This is a genomic window from Streptomyces cyaneochromogenes, assembly GCF_003963535.1.
Lineage (GTDB): Bacteria > Actinomycetota > Actinomycetes > Streptomycetales > Streptomycetaceae > Streptomyces > Streptomyces shaanxiensis.
Genome location: NZ_CP034539.1, coordinates 8,586,175 through 8,602,836 on the forward strand (window position 1 = coordinate 8,586,175; position 16,662 = coordinate 8,602,836).

Sequence of the window (16,662 nt, forward strand, 5' to 3'; positions counted from 1 at the left end):
GGCGGGTTCCCCCGTCGGCGCGTAACGTGACGGAACATGAAGATCCTCATCAGCGCCGACATGGAGGGCGCCACCGGCGTGACCTGGCCGGGCGACGTGCTGCCGGGGACGCCGCAGTGGGAGCGGTGCCGGGGGATGTTCACCTCGGACGTCGACGCCGCCGTGCTGGGCTTCTTCGACGGGGGCGCCGACTCCGTCCTCGTCAACGAGGCCCACTGGAGCATGCGCAATCTGCTGCTCGAACGGCTCGACGAGCGGGCCGAGATGCTCACCGGCCGGCACAAGGCGCTGTCCATGGTCGAGGGCGTGCAGCACGGCGACGTGGACGGCGTCGCCTTCGTCGGCTACCACGCGGGCGCCGGGATGGAGGGTGTCCTCGCCCACACCTACCTCGCGAACCAGATCACAGGCGTGTGGCTGAACGACGTACGGGCGAGCGAGGGCCTGCTGAACGCGCACGTCGTCGCCGAGTACGGCGTCCCCGTCGTCCTCGTCACCGGCGACGACGTGGCCTGTGAGGACGCGCTCGGGTACGCGCCCGAGGCGCTGAAGGTCGCCGTCAAGGACCATGTCTCGCGGTACGCGGCCGTGTGCCGTACGCCGGCCAGGACCGCCGCCGACATCCGTGCCGCGGCCAAGGAGGCGGCCGCGCTGGCGATCCGTCAGCAGCCGGTGAGCGCCGGTCCGTTCACCGTGGCCGTCGAGTTCGACGCCGAGCACCTCGCGCTGGCCGCCACCGTCGTCCCGGGCGTCGAACGGATCGGCGAGCGAAAGGTGGTGTACACCAGCGAGCGCATGTACGAGGGAATCCGTACCTTCAAGGCGGTCACCACGATCGTCTCGGCCGCGGTTGAGGAGCAGTATGGCTGACAGGCAGGCGCTGGACGAGGTCGTGACGTTCACCTCCGACCTCATCCGCATCGACACCACCAACCGGGGCGGCGGTGACTGCCGAGAGCGCCCCGCCGCCGAGTACGCCGCCGCACGGCTGGCCGAGGCGGGTCTGGAACCCACCCTGCTGGAGCGCGCCGAGGGCCGTACGAACGTCGTCGCCCGCATCGAGGGCACCGACCCGTCGGCGGACGCGCTGCTCGTGCACGGTCACCTGGACGTGGTGCCCGCGCAGGCCGGCGAGTGGAGCGTCGACCCCTTCTCCGGGGAGATCCGCGACGGGGTCGTGTGGGGCCGGGGCGCGGTCGACATGAAGAACATGGACGCGATGATCCTGGCCGTCGTCCGGGCCTGGGCCCGCGAGGGCGTCCGGCCCCGCAGGGACGTCGTGATCGCGTTCACCGCCGACGAGGAGGCCAGCGCCGAGGACGGCTCCGGCTTCCTCGCGGACCGGCACCCCGGACTGTTCGAGGGCTGCACCGAGGGCATCAGCGAGTCCGGCGCGTTCACCTTCCACGACGGCGGCGGCCGGCAGATCTACCCCCTCGCGGCCGGGGAGCGCGGCACCGGCTGGCTCAAGCTCACGGCACACGGGCGGGCCGCGCACGGCTCCCGGCCCAACCGGGAGAACGCGGTGACCCGGCTCGCCGCGGCCGTCACGCGGATCGGCGCCCACGAGTGGCCGCTGCGGCTGACGCCGACGGTCCGCGCCGCCCTGACCGAACTCGCCGCGCTGTACGGCCTCGATGCCGGCCTGGACGACGTGGACGGCCTGCTGGAGAAGCTCGGCCCGGCGGCCCAGCTGGTCGAGGCGACCGTGCGCAACAGCGCCAACCCGACCATGCTGGAGGCGGGTTACAAGGTCAACGTGATCCCGGGGGAGGCCGTGGCATACGTCGACGGCCGGTATCTGCCTGGCTTCGAGGACGAGTTCCGCGCGACCATCGATGAACTCACCGGGCCCGACGTGGACTGGGAGTTCCACCACCACGAGGTGGCCCTCCAGTCGCCGGTGGACTCGCCGACGTACGCTCGTATGCGGGCCGCCGTCGAGGAGTTCGCGCCCGAGGGGAGCGTGGTGCCGTACTGCATGCCCGGCGGCACGGACGCCAAGCAGTTCTCCCGGCTCGGCATCACCGGCTACGGCTTCTCGCCGCTGAGGCTGCCGGAGGGCTACGACTACGGGGCCATGTTCCACGGCGTCGACGAGCGGGTGCCCATCGAGGCACTGCACTTCGGCGTCCGCGTTCTCGACCGTTTTCTGCGCACGGCCTAGGAGAGTTGGGGGAGACAGTGCGAACGCTGGCGTACGGTTCCTGGCCCTCGCCCATCGACGCGGCCATCGCCGCCGCGCACGACGGGCGTCCCGAGTACGTGGGCTTCGTGGGCGACGAGGCCTGGTGGACCGAGCCGCGGCCCACGGAGGGCGGGCGGCGCACGCTGGTGCGGCGGCGGGCCGACGGACACGAGGAGTCGGTGCTGCCCGCCGAGTGGAACGTGCGCAGCCGGGTCGTCGAGTACGGCGGACAGCCCTGGGCGGGCGTGGTGGTCGACGGCCGGTGGCTCGTCGTCTTCGTCAACTTCGCCGACCAGCGGCTCTACCGGTACGAGGAGGGCGGCGAGCCGCGTCCGCTCACTCCCGTGTCGCCGGTGGGCGGTGGACTGCGCTGGGTGGAGCCGCAGGTGCGGCTCGGACTCGGTGAAGTGTGGTGCGTGCTGGAGGAGTTCACCGGGGAGGGGCCGACCGATGTGCGGCGCGTCCTGGCCGCCGTCCCGCTGGACGGCTCGGCGGCCGAGCACCGGGACGCCGTACGCGAACTCACCGACGACCGGCACCGGTTCGTCACCGGCCCCCGAGTCTCGCCCGACGGGCGGCGCGCGGCATGGCTCGCCTGGGACCATCCGCGGATGCCGTGGGACGGTACGGAACTGCTCGTCGCCGAGGTCGGCCCCGACGGCGCGTTCGGGAGCCCGCAGACCCTTGCCGGGGGGCCGCAGGAGTCGATCGCCCAGGTCGACTGGTCGGCCGACGGCCGGCTGCTGTACGCGAGCGACCGCAGCGGCTGGTGGAACCTCTACCGGGACGGCGAACCGCTGTGTCCGCGCGAGGAGGAGTTCGGCGGACCGCTGTGGAAGCTCGGCCTGCGCTGGTTCGCGCCGCTGGCGGGCGGACCGATCGCCGTCGTGCACGGACGTGGCTCGACCGCCCTCGGTGTGCTGGATCCCGAGACCGGCGAGATCGTCGACGCGGCCGGCCCCTGGACGGAGTTCGCGCCCACGCTCGCGGTGGACGGGGAGCGAGTGGTGGCCGTGGGCGCGAGCCCCCGCAGCGCCTACGAGGTGGTCGAACTCGACACACGGACCGGTCGGTCCCGGGTGATCGGGGCCGAGCACGACGACGCCGTGGACCCCGCCCACTACCCCGAGCCGCAGATCCGCACCTTCACCGGCCCCGCCGGGCGGGATGTCCACGCGCACATCTACCCGCCCCACAACCCCGGCTGCACGGCCCCCAGCGGTACGCCGCCGCCGTACGTCGTCTGGGCGCACGGCGGCCCCACCGACCGGGCGCCCCTCGTGCTCGACCTGGCCATCGCCTACTTCACCTCGCGCGGCATCGGTGTCGCCGAGGTCAACTACGGCGGTTCCAGCGGGTACGGGCGGGAGTACCGCAACCGGCTGCGCGAGCAGTGGGGTGTGGTCGACGTCGAGGACTGCGCGGCCGTCGCGCTCGCCCTCGCCGACGAGGGCACCGCCGACCGTGACCGGCTCGCCGTCCGGGGCGCCAGCGCGGGCGGCTGGACCACGGCGGCGTCGCTCACCACGACCGACGTCTACGCCTGCGGCACGATCGTCTACCCGATCCTCGACCTGGCCGGCTGGGGCACGGGCGAGACCCATGACTTCGAGTCCCGGTACCTGGAGACCCTCGTCGGCCCGCTCGCCGAGGTGCCCGCACGGTACGCGGAGCGCTCGCCCGCCGCGCACGCCGACCGCCTCACCGTGCCCTTCCTGCTGCTGCAGGGCCTGGACGACGTGATCTGTCCGCCCGCGCAGTGCGAGCGGTTCCTGGCACGCATGGCGGGGCGCCCGGTACCGCACGCCTACATCGCCTTCGAGGGGGAGGGCCACGGGTTCAGGCGGGCGGAGACGATGATCCGCGTCCTGGAGTCCGAACTCTCCCTGTACGCCCAGGTCTTCGGGCTGAACCCGCCCGGGATCCCGAAGCTGGAGCTCGCCAAGTGACCGGGCCGGTACGACCACCCGCGCAGCCATTCGTACGGCCCCTCGTGCGGCCGACCCGGCTCGCCCCCGGCGCCCGCGTAGCCGTCGTCGCGCCCAGCGGGCCGGTGCCCGAGGAACGGCTCCAGGCCGGGCTCGACGTGCTGCGCGGCTGGGATCTCGACCCGGTGGCGGCCCCACATGTGCTCGACCGGCACGGCGAGCTGGACTATCTCGCGGGCACGGACGCCGACCGGGCCGCCGATCTCCAGCGCGCCTGGTGCGATCCGTCCGTCGACGCGGTGCTGTGCGCCCGGGGCGGATACGGGGTCCAGCGCATGGTCGACCTCCTCGACTGGGAGGCGATGCGGGCGGCCGGGCCCAAGGTGTTCGTCGGCTTCAGCGACATCACCGTGCTGCACGAGGCGTTCGCCACGCGGCTGGGCCTGGCCACGCTGCACGGGCCGATGGCGGCGGGCATCGACTTCATCAAGAGCGCGCGGGCGCAGGAGCACCTGAGGGCCACGCTGTTCGAGCCCGAGTCGGTGCGCACGATCACCTCCGCCGGGTCCGCCCTGGTCCCGGGCCGGGCGCGGGGTGTCACCCTCGGCGGCTGCCTCTGTCTGCTCGCCGCCGAGCTGGGCACCCCGCACGCCCGGACCTCCGCACGCGGCGGCCTGCTGTGCCTGGAGGACGTGGGGGAGGAGACGTACCGGCTCGACCGCTACCTCACCCAACTCCTGCGCGCCGGCTTCCTCGACGGCGTGCGGGGCGTGCTGCTCGGCTCGTGGCAGGAGTGCGAGCCGTACGAGCGGATGCGTGCGCTGCTCCTGGACCGGTTGGGTGGCCTCGGTGTGCCCGTTGTGGAGGAGTTCGGGTTCGGGCACTGTGAAGGCGCGCTGACGATTCCGTTCGGTGCGGGTGCCGAACTCGACGCCGAGGCGGGCACCTTGACTCTCGACGAGCCCGCCCTCGCCTGACCCGCGTTCACTGAATCTCCGTCAAGAAACCTCTGTCACGTCGATTGACCACGCCTGACACGTGTCACACCATGACAACCGGCCAGTACTTACTGGTCGGTATGCAGGGCTGTCCTCAGTGTGGAGGTCTTTGTGTCCCGTCGTGTGCCCAGATCCCGAGCCCCCCTCGCTCTCGTCCTCGGCGCCACGCTCACCGCACCCCTCGCCCTCACCGCCCCCGCCGCCGCTCTCGGCTCGTACACCGTCACCGCCCTGAAGTTCACCGTCCAGGCCGGTGGCCGCACCTGCACCGTGGACGCGGACCTGTACCGGCCCGCCGGTGTCGACCGCGCTCACCGCGCACCCGCCGTCCTCGCCACCAACGGCTTCGGCGGCAGCAAGTCCGACGGCTCGACCGACGCCATCGGCAAGGCCTTCGCACAGCGCGGATACGTCTCCCTCGTCTACTCCGGTCTCGGCTTCGGCAGGTCCGGCTGCCTGATCTCCCTCGACGACCCCACCATCGACGGCGTCGCCGCCTCACGCCTGGTCGACTTCCTCGGCGGCGGGCGCGCCGCCGACGACGGCACCAAGGCCGACTTCGTCACCCTCGACGACCCCGGCGACCCGCGTGTCGGCATGGCCGGCGGCTCCTACGGCGGGGCGGTACAGCTGGCCACAGCGGCGGTCGACCAGCGCGTCGACGCGCTCGTCCCGATGATCACCTGGAACGACCTCGCCTACTCCCTCGACCCGAACAACGCCGTCGGCAGCGCCGGCGTGCCCGGCGCCTTCAAGTGGCAGTGGGCCAACGGCTTCTACCTCATAGGGGAGGGCCAGCCCCTGCTGGCACCGAACCTCGACCCGTCCCGCATCAATTCCCTCGCCTGCCTGCACTTCGTCACCAAGGCCTGCGACACGATCCGCACCCTCAACTCCGGCCGCTACCCGGCGAAGCAGACGGCCGAGCTGCTCGCCTACGCCCGCAGTGTCTCGCCGGTGTCGTACCTGAACCGCGTCAAGGCCCCCACCCTCCTCGTCCAGGGGCAGGCCGACAGCCTCTTCAACCTCAACGAGGCGACGGCGACGTACAGGACGCTCAAGGCCCAGGGGACGCCGACGAAGATGATCTGGCAGTCCTGGGGCCACAGCGGCGGACTCACCGACCCGGCCACCGGCGAACTCAACCTCGGCCAGGGCAACTTGGAGACCAGCTACGTCGGACGGCGCATCCTCGCCTGGTTCGACCGCTACCTGCGCAAGCAGAACGTCGACACCGGACCGGCCTTCGCCTACTACCGCGACTGGATCACCGACCCGGGCGGCACCTACGCCACCGCCGACCGCGTCCCCGAGCCCTCCCGGACGCTCTACCTCTCCGGCGACGGCAAACTCGTCGACAACCGCCGGAAGGTGGCGCGCGGCAGCCGCACCTACACCAACTGGCTCGTCCCCACGAGCCATTCGGAGAGCTCGCTGGCCGGGGCCATAGGGATCCCCGACCCGGCGCCGTACGACACCAAGGGCACCTACCTCGGCTGGACCAGCGAGCCGCTCGCCCGCACCACCGAGGTGGTGGGGGCGCCCCGGGCCACCCTGAGGGTCGTCTCCCCGAAGGCCGAGCGGACCCAGCACTCCGGGGACGCCGCCGACAAGCTCGTGCTGTTCGCCAAGCTGTACGACGTCGCGCCCGACGGCGGCCAGACGCTGGTGCGCCGACTGGTCGCGCCGGTGCGTGTACCGGACGTCACGCGGAGTTTCACCGTGACGCTGCCGGGGATCGTGCACCGGTACGAGAAGGGGCACCGGCTGCGCTTCGTGATCGCGGCGAGTGACGACGCGTACTTCGGGAACCGGGGGATCAAGCCGGTGACCGTGGTCAGCGCACCCGAGGACACGGGGGTGCTGCGGCTCCCGGTGATCGACTGAGGGGCCGGGAGGCCGGCACAGCGGCCGCTCACCGTGCGTGATCGCGGGTTCGGGAGCATCCTTGACGTATGACCGCGAAGACGTCGGAGAGCCGCACGAGGGCCGGCGAGAAGCGGGGTGGCCTGGCCGGGGCGATGACCCCTGCCAGGATCACCGTGCTGGTGCTCGTCGCCCTCGCGCTGGTCTTCATCTTCGAGAACACCCGCGAGACCGAGATCCGGCTGCTCGTCCCGCTGGTGACGATGCCGCTGTGGCTGGCGCTGCTGGGCATGGGTGTCATCGGCGCGCTGTTCGGGGCGTACTTCATGCGACGGCGCCGTTAGCGGGTCGTAGGCTGGCGCAATGCCGCACCCCGCGTCCCTTTACCTCGCCGAAGGCCCCCGCGTGGGCATACGTCACTTCACCTACCAGGACGCCGCCGAGTTCACCGCGCGCGCCCGGGACAGCAAGGCACTGCACCACCCGTGGCTCTTCCCGCCGGACAGCGCCGCGGCCTACGCCGCCTACGCCGGGCGGCTGATCGAGGACCCCACCAAGGCGGGGTTCCTGGTCTGCGAGAAGGGCGACGGCGGGGACATCGCCGGGTTCATCAACATCAACAACATCGTCGAGGGCGCCTTCCAGAGCGGCGCCCTCGGCTACGGCGCCTTCGCCCACGCGGCGGGGCGCGGCCTGATGCGGGAAGGGCTCGACCTCGTGATCGGGCACGCCTTCGGGTCGCTGCGGCTGCACCGGCTGGAGATCAACGTCCAGCCCGCCAACACCGCGTCGATCGCCCTGGCCCGCGCCTGCGGCTTCCGTCTGGAGGGCTTCTCGCCGAGCATGCTCTTCATCGACGGGGCCTGGCGGGACCACGAGCGATGGGCCATCACCGCCGAGATGCGGACTTCCGGTTGATCTTCATCGTGTCGAGGTCGGTGACCGTCGACCTCAGCTCGCCGAAGCCGTAGCCCAGCTCCCGGAGCGCCGTCTCGGCCCGGTCCTCGGCGATCGCGCCGGCCATCTCCTCGCCGTCGGCCGCGTCCGAGACCACCACGTAGCGCATCGAGAAGTGCTTGAGCGGGGAGGGCTCGTAGGAGAGCGACCCCTCCTCGGTGAACCGCATGCTGGTCATGCCGTGCTCGGGGGCCTCGGCGAGCAGCCGCGTCCGGGCCGCGTCGGTGAGGCCGTCCCAGGTACCCCGGACGATCACCCGGTAGGTGTGCTGCTCGCTCATGCTCCCGCTCCCTTTGTAATGGCGTTGAGGGCCGACTGTACGTCGGAGAGGATGGCTCGCATGCGGAATTTCGTCGTGCTCGACGCCCCCTCCAACCTGGGCCTGCGCCCGCCCGCCCCGGGCACCGTGCCCGGCTGTCACAAGCTCGCCGGAGCGCTGCGTGAGCAGCGGATCGTGCAGCGCCTGCGGGCGCTGGAGGGCGGGGTGGTGGTGCCGCCGCGCTACGACCGGGGGGACTGGCGGGAGGGCGACGGCGTCTTCAACGCGGTCGCTCTCGCCTCCTACACCCGCAAGCTCGCCGACCGCATCGAGCACCATGTGCGTGCCGGGGACTTCCCGGTCGTGCTGGGCGGCGACTGCTCCATCAACCTCGGCGCCGCCCTCGCGCTGCGCCGCATGGGCCGGTACGGGCTGGCCGTCGTGGACGCCTCGCCCGACTTCCGGCATCCGGGGAACTCCGAGAGGGTCGGCGCGGCGGGCGGGGAGGAGGTCGCCCTCGCCACCGGGCGCGGGCAGGAGGATCTGACCAACCTGGAGGGCCTGAGGCCCTACCTGCGGGACGAGGACGTGCGGTACTTCGGTATCCGGGACTACTTCGAGGAGGACCGGGCCGAGCTCGCCGACCTGAAGATTCCCGTGGTGACCGTGGGGGACCTGCGGGAGTGGGGTGCACAGGCACTCGGGACGGTCACCCGGCAGGCCTTCGAGATCCCGCAGCTCGACGGCTTCTGGGTGCATCTGGACGCCGACGTCCTCGACCCGTCCGTCATGCCCGCCGTCGACAGCCCGGACCCGGACGGTCTCACCCCCGACGAACTCGTGGCGCTGCTGCGGCCGTTGCTCGCGTCGGGGCACTGCGTCGGGCTCAACATCACGATCTACGACCCCGATCTGGACCCGGAGGGGACGGCGGGGGCCCTGCTCACGGACATCGTGGTGTCGGCCCTCGACACCACGCATGACGCGGCCTGACGGGTCAGGCCTGAGGGATCACGGCTGACGGGTCACGCCTGGCGGATCACGTCTGACGGGTTGCGACGGACGGGTCCCGCCTGGCGGATCATGCCTGACGGTCCGCGTACTCGTAGATCGTCCCGTCCGGATGCATCGCGATCAGATTGCGGCCCACCGGCGTCGGCAACGGACCCGCGACGATGTGCGCGCCCAGCTCGCTGAGCACCTGGCGGGTCTCCTCGACGTCCTTGACGGCGATCGTCGCCGCGACCTTGCGCAGCACCTCCAGCTCGGCCTCCGGGCCGCTCATCAGCAGGAAGCAGCCGACGGCGGCCACCTGGACACCGCCGCGTTCGAAGCGCAGGGCGGTGGCGCCGGAGAGTCGTTCGTAGAAGGGGACCGCGGTCTCCAGGTCGTCGACGCATACGCGCAGCGTGGCTCCCAGAATGTCCATGCGGAGAGCCTAGTTGGAGGCGGCCGGCCGGGGAGATCGTTTCACGCGATCCCCTCACTCCCCGTTACGCCTACCCCTGTACGGGTACTCGGCGGGCATGGACCGCTTGGATCACCTTGAGCATCTCGACAAGCACCTGGTCGAAGAGCTGGCGCAGGTGGCGCGCGAGACCGTGCGGGACGAACTGCGCGAGCAGACGCGCAAGCAGCGCCGCCGGGCCATGCTGTACGCGGGCTCGGGCGCCGTCGCCCTGTACGCGGGCGCGGCCCTCGCGCTCGCCCTGGGTCTGGGCCTCGCGGCCGGGCTGCCGGACTGGGCCGCCGCGCTGATCACCGCGGTGATCCTGGGCGCGGTGGCGTACGCGCTGCGGAGCGCGGCACACCCGTCGGCGTCCCGGGCGACGCCGGAGCACCGGGCCGAGGCCGCCGCTCCGCCGAGCGGGCTGGGCGTGCCGTACCCGCCGATGCCGCCCGGCCCGCCTGAGGCGGGGGCGACGGGAGTGACCGGGGCGCCGGACATGCCCGACGCGCGGCCGCCGCACCCGGACGACATCGACCCCGAGCAGCCGCACCACCGGGCCTGACGGCGTTCACGCCACCCGGTACTCCCGCACCTCCTCCGTCCGCAGCGTCAACCCGTGGCCGATGCCCCGCGTCGGGGTGACCGTGCCGCCCTTCGGGTCCAGGGCGCCGTCGAAGAACATGTCCTCCATGCGGACGTGGTCGTGGAACCACTCGATGTGCCGGAGGTTGGGGATCGCGGCGGACACCGCGGCGTGGGCGTGCGGGGCGCGGTGGGCCGAGACCTCCAGGCCGTGGGCCTGGGCGAGGGCGGCGGCGCGGAGGAACTCCGTCAGCCCGCCGCAGCGCGTGGCGTCGATCTGGAGGCAGTCGACGGAGCCCGCGGTGATCATGCGGGCGAAGTACGGGAGGTCGTAGCCGTATTCGCCGGCCGTGACGTCGCACGGCAGCGTGTCGCGGATCAGCCGCAGGCCGGTGAGGTCGTCCGAGGGCACCGGCTCCTCGAACCACCCGACACCGTGCTCGGCGAGGGCGTGGCCGACCCGGATCGCCTGTTTGCGGGTGTAGGCGCCGCCCGCGTCCACGTACAACTCGGCCTCGGGGCCGATCACTTGGCGTGCCGCCTGTACGCGGGACAGGTCGCGCAGGACCGCGCGGCCCCGGTCCTCGCCGATCCGTATCTTCACGCACGGGATGTGCTGACCGTGCACCCAGCCGTTCAACTGCGCCGCCAGGTGTTTGTCGTGGTACGTCGTGAAGCCGCCGCTGCCGTACACGGGCACGCGCTCGCGGCAGATGCCCAGCAGCCGGGCCAGCGGCAGTTCCAGGAGCCGTGCCTTGAGGTCCCACAGGGCGATGTCCAGCGCCGAGATCGCACACGCGGCGATGCCCGGCCGTCCGGCGTCACGGATCGCGCGGGACATCGCGTCGTGCACGGCCGGGATGTCCAGGGCGTTGCGGTGCTCGACGAGCGGCGCCAGGTGATCGCGCAGGAAGTCGCCGATCGCCGCCGGGCCGTACGTCCAGCCCGTGCCGGTCGCGTCGCCCGCCGTGACCTCGACGATCACCACGGTCGTGGAGTTCCAGGCCAGCGTGCCGTCGGCCTCGGGGGCGTCGGTGGGCACGGTATAGACGGAGACGACGGGGAGATGCAGCTTCATCGCGTTCATCGCGCGGAACCGTCCCTCGACACCGCCGCGGCGCACCACTGGGCGACCGCACGAAGGAAGGAGCCGTACTGGGGCATGGGGGGACACCTCCGGGGCTGCCGCGTCGGCGGCGGAGCGGGGCGGGTCGCCGTTCCGGGTACCCGGAGGCCGGGCCGGAAACCCGGGTGGGCAGGTTGACGTCCGAAAACGGGGGCGGGCCGGGAACGGGGCTGGGTGGGTTGGTGTGCCGGGGAGCCGGGCTCAGGGTGGGGCCCGGTGTCCGAAACCCCTGCCGGGCGGGTCCCTGTGCCGGAAACCCCTCTCGGGCGGGTCCCTGTGCCCGAAACCCCTCTCGGGCGTGTCCCTGTGCCGGAGGCCCGGGGCTGTGCCGGTGGACGTTTGGTCGCCTTGGCCAGGGGGACGCGGAAGGCTCCCGAGGTACGCGACAGCCCCGGAGGCTTACCGTGAGTCGACCCCGCATCGTGATCGTCGGCGCCGGATTCGCCGGGTACCGGGCGGCCCGAACCCTGTCCCGGATCGCCCGTGGCAAGGCCGACATCACCCTGCTGAACCCGACCGACTACTTCCTGTATCTGCCCCTGCTGCCCCAGGTCGCCGCAGGCATCCTGGAACCACGACGGGTGACCGTGTCGCTCTCCGGCACCCTGCCCCACGTACGGCTCGTGCTGGGCGAAGCCGACGCCCTCGACCTGGACGCCCACACCGTGCACTACACCGGACCCGAGGGCGACGCCGGGACCCTCTCCTTCGACCGGCTGATCCTCGCCGCGGGCAGCGTCAACAAGCTGTTGCCCATTCCCGGTGTCGCCGAGCACGCGCACGGCTTCCGGGGCCTTCCCGAGGCGCTCTATCTGCGCGATCACGTCACCCGGCAGGTGGAGCTGGCGGCCGCCGCCGACGACCCCGAGAGCTGCGCGGCACGGTGCACGTTCGTCGTCGTGGGCGCCGGATACACCGGCACCGAGGTCGCCGCCCAGGGGAAGCTGTTCACCGACGCCCAGGTGCGCAAACACCCGCTGCGAGCCCGTATGCGGCCGCGCTGGCTGCTGCTCGACATCGCCGAACGCGTCCTGCCCGAGCTGGGCGAGCACCTCTCGCGCACCGCCGACCGGGTGCTGCGGCAGCGGGGCGTGGAGGTGCGGATGGGCACCTCCGTGAAGGAGGCCACGCACAGCGGGGTCCTGCTGACCGACGGCGAGTTCGTCGACACCCGCACGCTGGTGTGGTGCGTCGGAGTACGGCCCGATCCGCTCGCCGAGTCCCTCGGGCTGCCCCTGGAGCGGGGCCGCCTGCTCGTCGACCCGTACCTGCAAGTGCCGGGCCGGCCCGAGCTGTTCGCCGCCGGGGACGGGGCCGCCGTGCCCGACCTGGAGCGGCCCGGCCAGTACACGCCGATGACCGCCCAGCACGCCTGGCGGCACGGCAAGACCGTGGCCCACAACGTCGCCGCGTCCCTGGGCATCGGCGAGCGGCGTCCGTACCGTCACCGCGACATGGGCTTCGTCGTGGACCTGGGCGGCGTCAAGGCGGCCGCCAACCCGCTCGGCGTCCCGCTGTCCGGCGTGGCCGCGGGCGCGGTCACCCGCGGCTACCACCTCGCCGCGATGCCCGGCAACCGCATCCGCGTCGCCGCCGACTGGCTCCTGGACGCCGTACTCCCGCGCCAGGCCGTGCAGTTGGGACTCGTACGGTCGTGGTCGGTGCCGCTGGACACCGCGTCGCCGGAGCTGGTCCGGGGGCCGGGAGCCGCCGCCGAGTCCGCAACGGCCGGCACGACGGACAAGCCCCGGACGGACAAACCCGCGAGGACAGACCAGGCCGCGAAAACACACCAGGCCGAGGATTCCGAGAAGGCTGAGATGACCGAGAAGAGTCGGGCGGTCGGCGAGCCCCCGAGCAAACGAACCGAAGACACCCCCGCTTCCGCCGGGCGTCCCGACCCTGTTCAGGACCCCGACGCCGCCAGGCACCCCGAACCCCCCGGCCCCGTCGCGCGCTCCGACCTGCGAGCCGCGCACGAGCCGCCCGCCGACGCCCCCGCGGTCCACAAGCCGCACCCGGGCGAGCCCGCACCCCACTCCCACCACCCCTCGGAAGGAGCCTCATGAACACCTCCGAACTCGTCGAGCTGGCCCAGCAGTTGCGCGTGGACAGTGTGCGGGCCTCCGCCGCCGCGGGGTCGGGGCATCCGACGTCGTCGATGTCCGCCGCCGATCTGACGGCCGTACTCCTCGCCAACCACCTGCGCTACGACTTCGACCGGCCGGCCCACCCCGGCAACGACCGCTTCGTCCTCTCCAAGGGGCACGCCTCGCCCCTGCTGTACGCCGCGTACAAGGCGGCCGGCGCCATCGAGGACGGTGAGCTGCTCACCTTCCGCAAGCTCGGCAGTCGGCTGGAAGGGCACCCCACCCCGCGCCAGGTGCCGTGGGTGGAGACCGCGACCGGCTCGCTCGGGCAGGGGCTGCCGATCGGGGTCGGGATCGCGCTGGCCGGGAAGCGGCTCGACCGGGTCGGGTACCGGGTCTGGGTGCTGTGCGGGGACAGCGAGCTGGCCGAAGGGTCCGTGTGGGAGGCCGCGGAGCACGCGGCGTACGAGCATCTGGACAATCTCACCGCGATCGTCGACGTGAACCGGCTGGGCCAGCGCGGCCCGACCCGGCACGGCCATGACCTCGACGCCTACGCCCGTCGCTTCCAGGCGTTCGGCTGGCACACCGTCGAGGTGGACGGCCATGACGTGGACGCCGTCGACCGGGCGTACGCGGAGGCGAAGTCCACCGCCGGGCAGCCCACCGTGATCCTCGCCCGCACCCTCAAGGGCAAGGGCGTCGCGGCCGTCCAGGACCGGGAGGGACTGCACGGAAAGCCCCTGCCGGAGCCCGACGAGGCCGTCGCCGAACTCGGCGGGGAGCGCGACATCCGCATCCACGTCCATGAGCCGCCCGCCGCCCGCGTGCTGCACGCCGTACGCGCCGGGCACCTCGAGATGCCCCGCTGGGAGAAGGGGGAGAAGGTCGCCACGCGCAACGCCTACGGCGAGGCGCTCGCCGCTCTGGGCACCGGGCGCGGTGACGTCGTCGCCCTCGACGGCGAGGTCGGCGACTCCACCCGCGCCGAGTTCTTCGCCAAGGAACACCCGGAGCGTTACTTCGAGTGCTACATCGCCGAGCAGCAGATGGTCGCCGCCGCGGTGGGCCTCGCGGCGCGCGGCTGGCTGCCGTACGCCGCCACCTTCGCCGCCTTCCTCACCCGCGCCCACGACTTCGTGCGGATGGCCTCGGTCAGCGGTGCCGGCATCAACCTGGTCGGCTCGCACGCCGGCGTCGCGATCGGGCAGGACGGGCCGAGCCAGATGGGCCTGGAGGACCTGGCGATGATGCGGGCTGTGCACGGTTCGACCGTGCTGTACCCGTGCGACGCCAATCAGACCGCGCGGCTCGTCGCCGCCATGGCCGGCCTGGAGGGCGTCCGCTATCTGCGCACCTCGCGCGGCGAGAGCCCGGTCGTCTACGGCCCCGACGAGGAGTTCCCCGTCGGCGGCAGCAAGGTGCTGCGCGCGAGTGACCGGGACCGGCTGACCGTCGTAGCCGCCGGCGTCACCGTGCACGAGGCGCTCGCCGCGGCCGACGCCCTGGACCGCGACGGGATCCAGGTGCGGGTCGTGGATCTGTACTCGGTCAAGCCCGTCGACCGGTCCACGCTGCGCCGGGCCGCCGAGGACACCGGCTGTCTGCTCACCGTGGAGGACCACCGCGAGGAGGGCGGCATCGGCGACGCCGTCCTCGACGCGTTCCTCGACGGGCGCCCGGTGCCCCGGCTGGTGCGCCTGGCCGTCCGCCGGATGCCGGGATCCGCCTCGCCCGACCAGCAGTTGCACACCGCGGGCATCGACGCCGCGTCCATCGCCGCCGCGGGCAAGCTGCTGGTGGAGGAGGCGGTCGTGCGGTGAGCGGCGACGACGATACGAAGAAGGTGCGGGCGGGGCGCCGTACCGTCGAGGTCAAACGCGTCGACAAGGTGCTCTTTCCCGGCGGCGGGGGCGCGAAGGAGTACACCAAGGGCGACCTCGTCGACTACTACCGGTCCGTCGCCGCGTTCATGCTGCCGCATCTGCGCGGCCGCCCGCTGATGCTGGAGCGCTACCCGGACGGTCTCGACGGCCCCCGGTTCATGCAGAAGAACACGCCGGACCACTACCCGGACTGGATCACCCGCTTCGAGGTGCCCAAGGAGGACGGCACCGTCTGTCACACGGTCTGCGACGACACCGCAAGCCTCGTCTTCCTCACCGACCAGGCCTGCCTCACCCTGCACCGCTGGCTCTCCCGCACCCATGACATCAACCGCCCCGACCGGATGGTCTTCGACCTCGACCCGGCCGATGACCTTGCCGGGGACACCTTCGCGCAGGTCAGGGGCGCCGCCGAGCTGCTCGGCGAGCTGCTCGACGAACTGAGGCTGCCCTCGGCCCCGATGACCACCGGTTCGCGCGGGCTGCACATCGTCGTGCCGCTGAACGGGCACCACGACTTCGACGAGGTCCGGGAATTCGCCAAGGACGTCGCCGGGGTGCTGGAGGCCGCCCACCCGGACCGGTTCACCACGGCCGCCCGCAAGAAGGACCGCGGCGACCGTCTCTACCTCGACGTGCAGCGCAACGCCTACGCCCAGACCGCCGTCGTGCCCTACACCGTCCGGGCCCGGCCCGGCGCCCCCGTCGCCACACCGCTGACCTGGGCGGAACTGGACGACCCGGAGCTGGACGCCCGCCGCTGGAGCATCGCCGACGCCGTGGAGCAGGCCCGCACCGACCCCTGGGGCGGGCTGCTGGACCGGGGCCGGGCGCTCGGTCCGGCCAGACGCAGGCTCGACGCACTGCGCGGCTGACGCTCGACGCACCGCGTGACCGAAGAAACCGAGCCACGGGTTTGACCGGCGCTCTCCCGGTCACTCGGCGCGGGTGGCGCCCATGAATGATTCACAGAAAACACCGAAAACATCCAGACGGCAGGCAGGCGGGGCGGACGAACACTCCACCCCCATGGAGGTCCTGCGTCAGGCGCGGAGCCAGCTCGCCGAACTCACCGGCATGAGCGCGGAGACAGTGACGTCCTTCGAGCACTCGGAGGACGGCTGGACGCTCGAGATAGAGGTCCTGGAGCTGTCCCGCGTCCCCGACACGATGAGCCTGATGGCGAGCTACCAGGTCGATCTCGACCCCCAAGGACAGCTCACGGGGTACCGGCGCGTACGCCGCTACGAACGTGGGCGCTCTGACGCACATCGGCCCGGCGGCCGCTAGGCCGCCCGCCCGAGACCGGCACACCGTCGCGAGACAAGGAGG

15 protein-coding genes and 1 pseudogene are annotated in these 16,662 nt (G+C 72.4%); 13 read left to right on the forward strand and 3 right to left on the reverse strand.

Annotation, left to right across the window (positions count from 1 at the left end; translation table 11 throughout):
• Positions 1 to 36 precede the first annotated feature (36 nt).
• From EJ357_RS38825 to EJ357_RS38855, 7 genes are all read left to right on the forward strand, one after another.
• Positions 37 to 870 carry a M55 family metallopeptidase gene (locus EJ357_RS38825; RefSeq protein ID WP_126396325.1) on the forward strand — a complete coding sequence of 278 codons (834 nt, stop codon included), beginning with the start codon at positions 37 to 39 and terminating at the stop codon, positions 868 to 870.
• Positions 863 to 2,167: a M20/M25/M40 family metallo-hydrolase gene (locus tag EJ357_RS38830; RefSeq protein WP_126396326.1), complete on the forward strand. Its 1,305-nt coding sequence runs from the start codon at positions 863 to 865 to the stop codon at positions 2,165 to 2,167. Before EJ357_RS38825 ends, EJ357_RS38830 begins: the two co-directional genes overlap by 8 nt.
• Before the next feature lie 17 nt (positions 2,168 to 2,184).
• Positions 2,185 to 4,137 carry a S9 family peptidase gene (locus tag EJ357_RS38835; protein WP_228472745.1) on the forward strand — a complete coding sequence of 651 codons (1,953 nt, stop codon included), beginning with the start codon at positions 2,185 to 2,187 and terminating at the stop codon, positions 4,135 to 4,137.
• A complete protein-coding gene (locus EJ357_RS38840) occupies positions 4,134 to 5,093 on the forward strand; it encodes a S66 peptidase family protein (RefSeq protein ID WP_126396328.1) in 960 nt (319 codons plus the stop codon). Before EJ357_RS38835 ends, EJ357_RS38840 begins: the two co-directional genes overlap by 4 nt.
• Positions 5,094 to 5,213: 120 nt before the next feature.
• Positions 5,214 to 7,001 carry a CocE/NonD family hydrolase gene (locus EJ357_RS38845; protein ID WP_126396329.1) on the forward strand — a complete coding sequence of 596 codons (1,788 nt, stop codon included), beginning with the start codon at positions 5,214 to 5,216 and terminating at the stop codon, positions 6,999 to 7,001.
• A gap of 68 nt (positions 7,002 to 7,069) precedes the next feature.
• Positions 7,070 to 7,324, forward strand: coding sequence for a LapA family protein (locus EJ357_RS38850; RefSeq protein WP_175647673.1), 255 nt, complete (start codon positions 7,070 to 7,072; stop codon positions 7,322 to 7,324).
• A 19-nt stretch (positions 7,325 to 7,343) separates the two neighbouring features.
• Positions 7,344 to 7,898 carry a GNAT family N-acetyltransferase gene (locus EJ357_RS38855; protein WP_126396330.1) on the forward strand — a complete coding sequence of 185 codons (555 nt, stop codon included), beginning with the start codon at positions 7,344 to 7,346 and terminating at the stop codon, positions 7,896 to 7,898.
• On the opposite strand, the gene EJ357_RS38860 is transcribed toward EJ357_RS38855, so the two are convergent.
• The gene (locus EJ357_RS38860; protein ID WP_126396331.1) at positions 7,870 to 8,217 is read right to left on the reverse strand and encodes a DUF6204 family protein; all 348 of its coding nucleotides are present in this window, start codon (positions 8,215 to 8,217) and stop codon (positions 7,870 to 7,872) included. The two genes, EJ357_RS38855 and EJ357_RS38860, sit on opposite strands and share 29 nt — an antisense overlap.
• Before the next feature lie 60 nt (positions 8,218 to 8,277).
• Here EJ357_RS38860 and EJ357_RS38865 point away from each other — a divergent pair, with 60 nt between their 5' ends.
• Positions 8,278 to 9,189, forward strand: coding sequence for an arginase family protein (locus EJ357_RS38865; RefSeq protein ID WP_126396332.1), 912 nt, complete (start codon positions 8,278 to 8,280; stop codon positions 9,187 to 9,189).
• An 88-nt stretch (positions 9,190 to 9,277) separates the two neighbouring features.
• Here the strand turns inward: EJ357_RS38865 and EJ357_RS38870 are convergent, their stop codons facing one another.
• On the reverse strand, positions 9,278 to 9,625 hold the full coding sequence (locus EJ357_RS38870) for a VOC family protein (protein WP_126396333.1): 348 nt from the start codon (positions 9,623 to 9,625) through the stop codon (positions 9,278 to 9,280).
• A gap of 97 nt (positions 9,626 to 9,722) precedes the next feature.
• Between EJ357_RS38870 and EJ357_RS38875 the strand changes: the two genes are divergently transcribed.
• On the forward strand, positions 9,723 to 10,208 hold the full coding sequence (locus EJ357_RS38875; protein ID WP_126396334.1) for a phage holin family protein: 486 nt from the start codon (positions 9,723 to 9,725) through the stop codon (positions 10,206 to 10,208).
• Between the two features lie 6 nt (positions 10,209 to 10,214).
• Here EJ357_RS38875 and EJ357_RS38880 read toward each other — a convergent pair whose 3' ends face one another.
• Complete coding sequence (locus EJ357_RS38880; protein ID WP_126400591.1) at positions 10,215 to 11,306, reverse strand: enolase C-terminal domain-like protein; 1,092 nt, start codon at positions 11,304 to 11,306, stop codon at positions 10,215 to 10,217.
• A gap of 452 nt (positions 11,307 to 11,758) precedes the next feature.
• On the opposite strand from EJ357_RS38880, the gene EJ357_RS38885 reads away from it, so the two are divergent.
• The 4 genes and pseudogenes from EJ357_RS38885 to EJ357_RS38900 all read left to right on the forward strand — a co-directional run.
• Positions 11,759 to 13,423: an FAD-dependent oxidoreductase gene (locus EJ357_RS38885; RefSeq protein WP_228472746.1), complete on the forward strand. Its 1,665-nt coding sequence runs from the start codon at positions 11,759 to 11,761 to the stop codon at positions 13,421 to 13,423.
• Entirely contained in the window at positions 13,420 to 15,267 is a 1,848-nt protein-coding gene (locus EJ357_RS38890; RefSeq protein WP_126396335.1) for a transketolase, read from the forward strand. The genes EJ357_RS38885 and EJ357_RS38890 overlap by 4 nt, the downstream gene beginning before the upstream one ends.
• The gene (gene ligD / locus EJ357_RS38895; protein ID WP_126396336.1) at positions 15,264 to 16,205 is read left to right on the forward strand and encodes a non-homologous end-joining DNA ligase; all 942 of its coding nucleotides are present in this window, start codon (positions 15,264 to 15,266) and stop codon (positions 16,203 to 16,205) included. The genes EJ357_RS38890 and ligD overlap by 4 nt, the downstream gene beginning before the upstream one ends.
• A gap of 148 nt (positions 16,206 to 16,353) precedes the next feature.
• Positions 16,354 to 16,620: pseudogene (locus EJ357_RS38900) on the forward strand (gas vesicle protein GvpO); the annotation flags it as partial.
• Positions 16,621 to 16,662 lie beyond the last annotated feature (42 nt).

Coding starts and splice junctions, on each gene's coding strand:
- EJ357_RS38870 (WP_126396333.1), bottom strand. CDS start 9,625: ATGGACATTCTGGGAGCCACGCTGCGCGTATGCGTCGACGACCTGGAG.
- EJ357_RS38865 (WP_126396332.1), top strand. CDS start 8,278: ATGCGGAATTTCGTCGTGCTCGACGCCCCCTCCAACCTGGGCCTGCGC.
- EJ357_RS38890 (WP_126396335.1), top strand. CDS start 13,420: ATGAACACCTCCGAACTCGTCGAGCTGGCCCAGCAGTTGCGCGTGGAC.
- EJ357_RS38875 (WP_126396334.1), top strand. CDS start 9,723: ATGGACCGCTTGGATCACCTTGAGCATCTCGACAAGCACCTGGTCGAA.
- EJ357_RS38850 (WP_175647673.1), top strand. CDS start 7,070: ATGACCGCGAAGACGTCGGAGAGCCGCACGAGGGCCGGCGAGAAGCGG.
- EJ357_RS38880 (WP_126400591.1), bottom strand. CDS start 11,306: ATGAAGCTGCATCTCCCCGTCGTCTCCGTCTATACCGTGCCCACCGAC.
- EJ357_RS38830 (WP_126396326.1), top strand. CDS start 863: ATGGCTGACAGGCAGGCGCTGGACGAGGTCGTGACGTTCACCTCCGAC.
- EJ357_RS38855 (WP_126396330.1), top strand. CDS start 7,344: ATGCCGCACCCCGCGTCCCTTTACCTCGCCGAAGGCCCCCGCGTGGGC.
- EJ357_RS38860 (WP_126396331.1), bottom strand. CDS start 8,217: ATGAGCGAGCAGCACACCTACCGGGTGATCGTCCGGGGTACCTGGGAC.
- EJ357_RS38825 (WP_126396325.1), top strand. CDS start 37: ATGAAGATCCTCATCAGCGCCGACATGGAGGGCGCCACCGGCGTGACC.